The following is a 6,943-nucleotide window of genomic DNA, read 5'->3' as shown; positions in this document are numbered from 1 at the left end:
GCCGCAAGCGGCAGCGGCTCGGGACTCTCGTAAGGTTTGCTGAAGTCGAAGCCATCTGCGGCGAGGTGCGAGAAACGCCCGCTGCTGGCGCGGTTCGCCCCTTCGTGCTGGGCATTGCGGCCCGTCATGCGCTCGCTGCGCGGGGCAGCCAGTGGGGCAAGTGCCGGCGGTGGCGAGAGTTGTCGGCGATGGCTGCGTTTGCCGCCGGGTGGGTAGGTATAGTCGTATTCGGGTTCGAAACCGGCCACCGGAACCTGCTCGACCTGAATCCGGATCAGCTTCTCGATCTCGACCAGATACTGGACCTCACTGGCCGAGACCAGTGAAATGGCCGTTCCCGGCTTGCCCGCACGACCCGTACGGCCGATACGGTGGATGTAGTCCTCCGGCGTGCGCGGCAGTTCAAAGTTGATGACGTGCGGCAGTTCGTCAATGTCGAGGCCGCGCGCGGCAACGTCGGTGGCGACCAGCACCAGGATCGAACCCTCCTTGAAAGCTTCGAGCGCCTTCAGGCGCTCCTGCTGGCTCTTGTCGCCATGGATCGAGTCGGCGGCAATCCCGGCCTTTTGCAGTTCGCGGGCGAGCCGGTTGGTTTCGATCTTGGTGCGGGTGAACACCAGCACCTGATTGAAATCGGCCGACTTCAGGAGTTTGACCAGCAGCGCGCGCTTGGCCTCGGCCGCCACCGGGTGGACGCGGTGGGTGATCGTCTCGGACACGGTGTTGCGCCTGGCCACTTCGACCAGCACCGGCGACTTGAGCATGCCGTCGGCCAGTTTCTTGATCTCTTCCGAGAACGTCGCCGAGAACAGCAGGCTCTGCCGCTGCCTGGGCAGCAGGTTGATGATGCGCGTGACGTCGGGGACGAAGCCCATGTCGAGCATTCGATCCGCCTCATCGAGCACGAGCGCCTGCACGCTGGCGAAGTTGAGGCACTTTTGTTCAAAGAGATCGAGCAGCCGGCCGGGGGTCGCCACCAGCACCTCGACTCCACAGCGGATCTCGGCGATCTGCGGCTTGATGTCGACCCCCCCGAAAACGCAACAACTCCGGATCGGAACATGCCTGCTGTAGGTCTTGACCGACTCGTGCACCTGGATCGCCAGTTCGCGCGTTGGCGCCAGCATCAGCACCCGTACCGGATGGCGCGCGGGTGATGGACTCGGGCTGGCGAAGGCAAGAATGCGTTGCAGCAGCGGCAGCGTGAAAGCAGCCGTCTTGCCGGTACCCGTTTGTGCCCCACCCATCAGATCAAGGCCCGCAAGGATCACCGGTATCGCTTGTACCTGGATTGGCGTGGGCTCGGTGTAACCCTGGTCGGCCAGGGCTCTCAGGAGATCAGGCGCCAGGCCCAGTTCATCAAAACGCATCCGCAGAACCCTTAAATCAGTCAAAAATCAATTGCATAATAGCGATGGGCGAATTATACATCGATTGCAGATCGGTGCCCGGCTTTGCGCGAGCGCCCGGCTTGCCGCGGTCAGCGCCGCTTCAGGAGCTCGAGCGCACGCTCTGCAGCAGCGTCGAACACGGCGATACGCGAAACGATCCGGGCGTGGCCTGAGCGTAGCTGCTGATCGAGGGTGGCGCGTGGCATGGCCACTGCGTAGCTCCACTCCGGGTTGAACAACAGAACCCTTCCCGAGGCCGGGCTTTGCCAGCAGCAGAGACCACACGACGACTCCTGAGGCGAGACCATGAAACGCAGCCAGTCGCCCACCGGACTCCTGCCAGCCGGGGCCCTTGGGGGCGCCTGGCTGCCGACCGGATCGGGCAGATAACGGAGCTGTTGCCCGTTACGATCGCGCAGGAGGGTCTCGGCCATCGGCTTGCTTGCCTGCGCGCCCGGCGGGCGTTCGAGTAGCGCCTGGTTGCGCAAGGCACGGGTCTGCAGATTGAACAAGGTGTCGAGAAAGGGTTTTCTCTCGGAGGCCGCGACACCGATGGCGTCCAGCCCGGCGCTGATTCGCCCAAGCAGCGATGAGGCCAGCCCGGCAAGGCGTTTACGTTCCTCGGCGGTCTGTTTCGGGAGCACGCTCCAGATCAGTTCGTCGGCAGTGTGGCTGTCCTCCTGCCAGCGTTTTCCCTGAGTTCCGCCCTCCGCCGCGGCGGCGACCATGACTCGCCACCAGTATTGCTCAAGAAACGATGCAATTTCCGGCGAACCGGTTCGCGCCAGACTGAGGCGCAGCCAGTGGTCGGCGAGCAGCATCGCGTATTGCCGGTTTTCGTGCTCAAGCACGGTCTGCACATGCATTCCGGCCGCCTCCCGAACGGCCTGATCACGCTGCCTGATCAGCAGGTCGAGTTCCGCCAGTTGGGGCTCAAGCGAGCCATCCTGTTCGAGCACCCGGCGGGCGCTTACGGCCAGTTCGCTGATCCGTTGGCAGACCGGATGATTCGACCCCTGCGGCAGACCAACGCCGGCCCGCGCCATGCGATTGATCAGCGAGCGGGCAGGATGCTGGGCGTTGGCCAACAAGGAGGGATCGATGATCGACAGTTTGAGCAGCGGGATCTGCAGCCGCCCGATCGCTTCCTTGATGGCGTCGGGCAGGTCGGCGGAGTCGAAGAGGGCCTCGAAAATCAGTGCCAGGGTGTCGAAGGCGACCGCTTCGTGTTTGCCCAGGGGCAGGTCGAGATCCTTCGCCCTGAGGGTACCCAGTGGCATGCATGAGGGGGGTGAGGCGGCGCGTGCGTCGTCAGGGCTGGCCGACAACGACCGGTTCTCGAGCGCCGTCAGGCGCTCAGACAGATGGTTGAGCATGATCAGCGCGGCGGCATCGAGCGTGGGATTTCCCGATCCCGCGGCGTGGTGAGCAAGCTGCGGGACGGTCGACCGATCCGCATCGAGTTGCTGGCTGATCGCCTGTTGCAGGGCCGACAGGGGGTCGCCGGAGGGTGCCCGGCTGGTTCTGGGATCGGTGGTGCCCGACGGGTTTTGTCCTGTTGGCGCTGGCCCGATGCCGTAGCCTGCCAGCAGGCCGTCCATTTCGCCATAGAGTCCGGAGATCTGTTGGCAGAGGCCCTGTTCGAGCCGGTCGAGCAGCGCCAGCGTTGGCTCGAGACCCCCGCCGGCGTGTCTGCAGATCGCCCACAAGCCAAGACAGATCGCTTCCGGTCCAGCCGGATGGGTGGTCTCGCTCATCGCCGGCCGGGAGAGCAAGGTCATGTAGCGCGACTGACAGCGCCACAGGTTGCGACCGCCAGCCTCGCGCAAGCGAGTGATCAGGGCGTTGATCCGGATGTCCAGCTCAAGGTCATCGTCACCCATCAGGGTCAGGCGCGAGGCGGTCAGGTTGGTGCGCTGATCGGCATCCTCATCCGAATCGGATGCGCTGGCCAACTCGTCATGCGCTGTCCCGACTTCCTGAGCGAAGGCCGCGAGCACGGCCGGTACGCGTATCCCGCACTGCCTGATGATGTCGGTGAGTCGGCGCTGAAAGAGTTCCTTGCCGGCACAGAGAATGACGAAGCGATCTTCGCCTGTTTCTGGTGCTTGCGGCAGAGGGCTTCGATCAGACATGCAGGGCGGGCCAGGCGACGGGAGGGGTTGCAACCTGTCTATTGTACTTGCATCCAACGGTCATGGCGATTCTGGATACCCGGGTTGGCTACCTTGAATTGACCCCGTTGCTGGCCGGCGAGGTGCTGGCAAAGGCTTCGCCATGCTGCTGGTGCGCGCAAGGCTGTCCTCCCGGTTGCATGGCCAGGCACCTGGCGCGGCGCCGGTGCTTGATCCGTCCGGAGGGACACATCCGTGCTGGCTGAATCGCATTTTTCGCGTTACGATGGCCGACATCGGCCACGACGCATCGTGAAATCGGGGTGGCACGCCCGTTTCCACGCGGGTTGGCCACGCCGAATGCACGCATGCGCACCAGCGGACGCGGCATCCGCCAGTTCGAAACGAGCCTCGCAGCGCCGTCCGCCGGGAGAAGAACGGGACCCTCGTCATGACCTCAGACTCGGATACCAGGCAAGGCCCCGTCGTGTTCATCAGCTATGCGCACGAAAGCGATGCGCTTCGAGCTTCGGTCAAGGCGCTGGCCGATTGGCTGGTGCAGCGCGGCTGCCGCGTCCTGACCGATCACGCTTACATTTATCGCCCGCCCGCGCCGGGGTGGCAGACATGGATGCTCGGTTGCATCGATCAGTCCGACACCGTGCTGGTGGTCTGCACGCCCCAACTCCGCGCCTGCTACGAGAAGACGGCGGTGCCGGACTCCAGGCACGGGGCGACCTACGAAGGCGCGATCGTGACGCAGCAGATCTACGACGCCGCGATGCGCAACACCAAGTTCCAGCCGATCCTGCCCGACGACGGCGACGAGGGTGATATTCCGACCTTCCTCAAGCCGTGGTCGAACAGGCACCGGTTTCCTGGCGGCAACGACGGAATTCTGCGCATGATTTTCGATGGAAAAAAGGATACAGGTTCCGCACCGCCTCGATTGAAGGGCGGCGCTGCGGCAGCTACCGCAGCCTGGGTGAGCGGCGCGGATCAGGAACGCCTGGCGAGCAAGCTGCTTGGCGCTCCCGCGGCGCTGCGGTTTTTTGAGTCACTGCAGCGCGAATTTGCCGATGAGTTTGCCTTGCCGAGTCCGCCGAGCGCTGCCTCGATGGTGCAAAGGTTCTCCGCATCGCCAGAGGATCAGGTCGATCGGCTGTTTTTGGTCGTGCGCCGCGCGCTGCTGGCCGTGCCGCCGACCGATGAACCGCACGTTTCTCGACGCGCGGCGGAAGAGGCTGCTGCTGCATTGTACTTCGTTGCCGCCTGCCGGCTGGTCGATCAAGCGGTTCGCACGGCAAGTGGCGGCGACTACGTACTGCATGTGCCGCGGAGCGAGCGCATCGTCTGTGCCATTATCTCCACGGCGCTTTTCGGCGGCGAAATCCGGCTGGTGCCGTCGGATGAGGCGGAGCTGCCCGCGTCCGAGTATGTCTTCAAAGTCGATGTGGCGGCTTGCGGCGACCAGATCGTCGAGGAGTTCGAGCGTGCGGTGTTTGCCGTGGTGATGGCCAACGACCGCGATACTCCGGAGGTCAGCAAGGGTTCCGGTCCGCTGCACCCTGACCACGCCAAGCGGCTCGCCGCCCGCCTGCGCAGCATTCGGCAGGTGCACCGGAATAGCCTGTCGCTGGTAGTCCATGGCCTCACACAGGCGGATGCCTGCCATGGGTTCGCTACGACATATACGGTACCCGTCATGCTGCCGGCGAGCGAGGCGACCGCCGCGCTGCTCGGAATGGACGCCGGCACGCTGCTGGCGGAAATCAGGGAATTCTGGAGCGAACTGGAAGTCTTGCGTCGCCCGGTTTCGCCACAGCATGCCGACACCCCATCCCAATCAGCCAAAGGAGAGCAATCCATGCCGTCATCCGGCCTCAATCTGAACATCAGCGGCGGCAACGCCAGTATTGCCATCAGCACCGGCGACCATTCGGTTTCGCAGACAGGCAGCGGGAACACCGCCCAGGTCGGCCATCAGGAAGGAAGCGAGCTCGCCGCGTTGCTGCCGCTCGTGCAGGAGCTTCTGCAAGCGATCGCCGAACTGTCGTCGCCCAGAGCCCGCGAAACGCTGAAGACACACGCCGAAGTCGTCGCCGCCGGGGTCGCCAGACCGGAGAAGTCCGATCCCGGCCGCATCAAACAGGCGCTCGACGCCATCAAGTCCGGCGCCGACATGCTCGATGACGGCGGCAGGATCATCGGCTTGTGCAACAAAGCGTATCAGGTGCTGGCTCCCGTCCTCGGCCTGCCGCCTTCTCCGCTGCCATGACCCAGATTCCTGCCAACCCCTTCGTCGCCCTGCAGCCCGATAGCGAACTCGGCCTGCCCGAGAGCGAGCACTTTTCCGCCGCCGGCCACTGGTGGAGCCAGCCGGAGATCGACGCGCTGATCCTCGCCTACGCGGCGCGCCGGCCGCTGCTGGTGCGCGGCGAAGCCGGCAGCGGCAAGAGCCAGATCGCGCGCTGCGCGGCGCGGGTGCTCGGCGACGCACCGCTGCTGGTCGAAGTGATCCATCCGCGCTTCGAGGCGCTGGACCTGCTGTATCGCGTCGATGCCGTCGAGCGCCTGGCCGACGCCGAGCTCAAGCGCCTCGACGAAAGCCACGAAAAATACGTCAAGCACGGCCGGTTGTGGCAGGCGATGGAGCTTGCGCGCGCCGGCGCGCCGCTGCCGGTGCTGCTGATCGACGAAATCGACAAGGCCGACGCCGATGTCCCGAACGCGCTGCTCGACGTGCTCGGCAACCGCAGCTTCCAGGTGCCGCCGCTCGCGCACCGCGTCGTGCGCGCCGCCGGCGGCCGGCTGCCGCTGATCATCCTGACCACCAACGAGGAGCGCGAGCTGCCCGCCGCCTTCGTCCGCCGCTGTGTCGTGCTCAACGTCAACCCGCCGGCGCACGAGACGCCGCAGGGCGACGAAGCGTTCATTGACTGGCTGGTCACCCGCGGCCGGATGCATCGCCAGCTCACGATCGCCGAAGAAGCGCGCCGGCTCGCCGCACGGCAGGTGCTGGCCGACCGCAAGGTGGCGATCGGGCTGGGCTATCCGAAGGTCGGACTGGCCGAATACATCGACCTGCTCAGCGCGCTGCACGAATTGACGCAGGCCACGCCGGAGCAAGCGCGTACGGACGAACAAATCCACTGGCTGCAGCGGCTGGCCGCCTACGCGCTGGTGAAGAACGCCGACCAGCCGCAGGATCGCCCGCCAGTCACCTCGGCCTCCGCAGCGGCCTCGGCGACGCCGGCAGACGATGCCGAGCGGGCGAACGGGTGAGCACCACCGAGTGCAGCGCCGCGCGCGGCACGCTCGCTCGCGCCGATCTGCTGCGCGCGCTGGCGGTGGCGCCGCGCGAGCGGCTCGCGCTCGACATCGACAACGGCCTGTGGTTCGGCTACGTCCGCCTGCCCGAGCCGCCGCCTGCGCCCG

4 protein-coding genes are annotated in these 6,943 nt (G+C 65.6%); 2 read left to right on the top strand and 2 right to left on the bottom strand.

Annotated elements, in window-relative coordinates:
* Together CAPSK01_RS08425 and CAPSK01_RS08420 are read right to left on the bottom strand one after the other, a co-directional pair.
* Window positions 1-1,370 (bottom strand): DEAD/DEAH box helicase (locus tag CAPSK01_RS08425; protein ID WP_273703344.1); only part of this gene is annotated, 1,370 nt, incomplete at its 3' end.
* A 110-nt stretch (window positions 1,371-1,480) separates the two neighbouring features.
* The gene (locus CAPSK01_RS08420; protein ID WP_034925204.1) at window positions 1,481-3,526 is read right to left on the bottom strand and encodes a DUF1631 family protein; all 2,046 of its coding nucleotides are present in this window, start codon (window positions 3,524-3,526) and stop codon (window positions 1,481-1,483) included.
* A 466-nt stretch (window positions 3,527-3,992) separates the two neighbouring features.
* On the opposite strand from CAPSK01_RS08420, the gene CAPSK01_RS08410 reads away from it, so the two are divergent.
* Complete coding sequence (locus CAPSK01_RS08410; RefSeq protein ID WP_034925199.1) at window positions 3,993-5,783, top strand: toll/interleukin-1 receptor domain-containing protein; 1,791 nt, start codon at window positions 3,993-3,995, stop codon at window positions 5,781-5,783.
* Complete coding sequence (locus tag CAPSK01_RS22370; RefSeq protein ID WP_273703343.1) at window positions 5,780-6,790, top strand: MoxR family ATPase; 1,011 nt, start codon at window positions 5,780-5,782, stop codon at window positions 6,788-6,790. The genes CAPSK01_RS08410 and CAPSK01_RS22370 overlap by 4 nt, the downstream gene beginning before the upstream one ends.
* Window positions 6,791-6,943: the final 153 nt, after the last annotated feature.

Source organism: Candidatus Accumulibacter vicinus, assembly GCF_000584955.1.
Classification (GTDB): Bacteria; Pseudomonadota; Gammaproteobacteria; order Burkholderiales; family Rhodocyclaceae; genus Accumulibacter; species Accumulibacter vicinus.
This window is presented reverse-complemented; position numbering and strand designations above follow the sequence as displayed.

What these genes read in the sequence shown, in the direction of transcription:
- CAPSK01_RS08420 (WP_034925204.1), bottom strand. Translation starts at nt 3,526, where the DNA reads ATGTCTGATCGAAGCCCTCTGCCGCAAGCACCAGAAACAGGCGAAGAT.
- CAPSK01_RS22370 (WP_273703343.1), top strand. Translation starts at nt 5,780, where the DNA reads ATGACCCAGATTCCTGCCAACCCCTTCGTCGCCCTGCAGCCCGATAGC.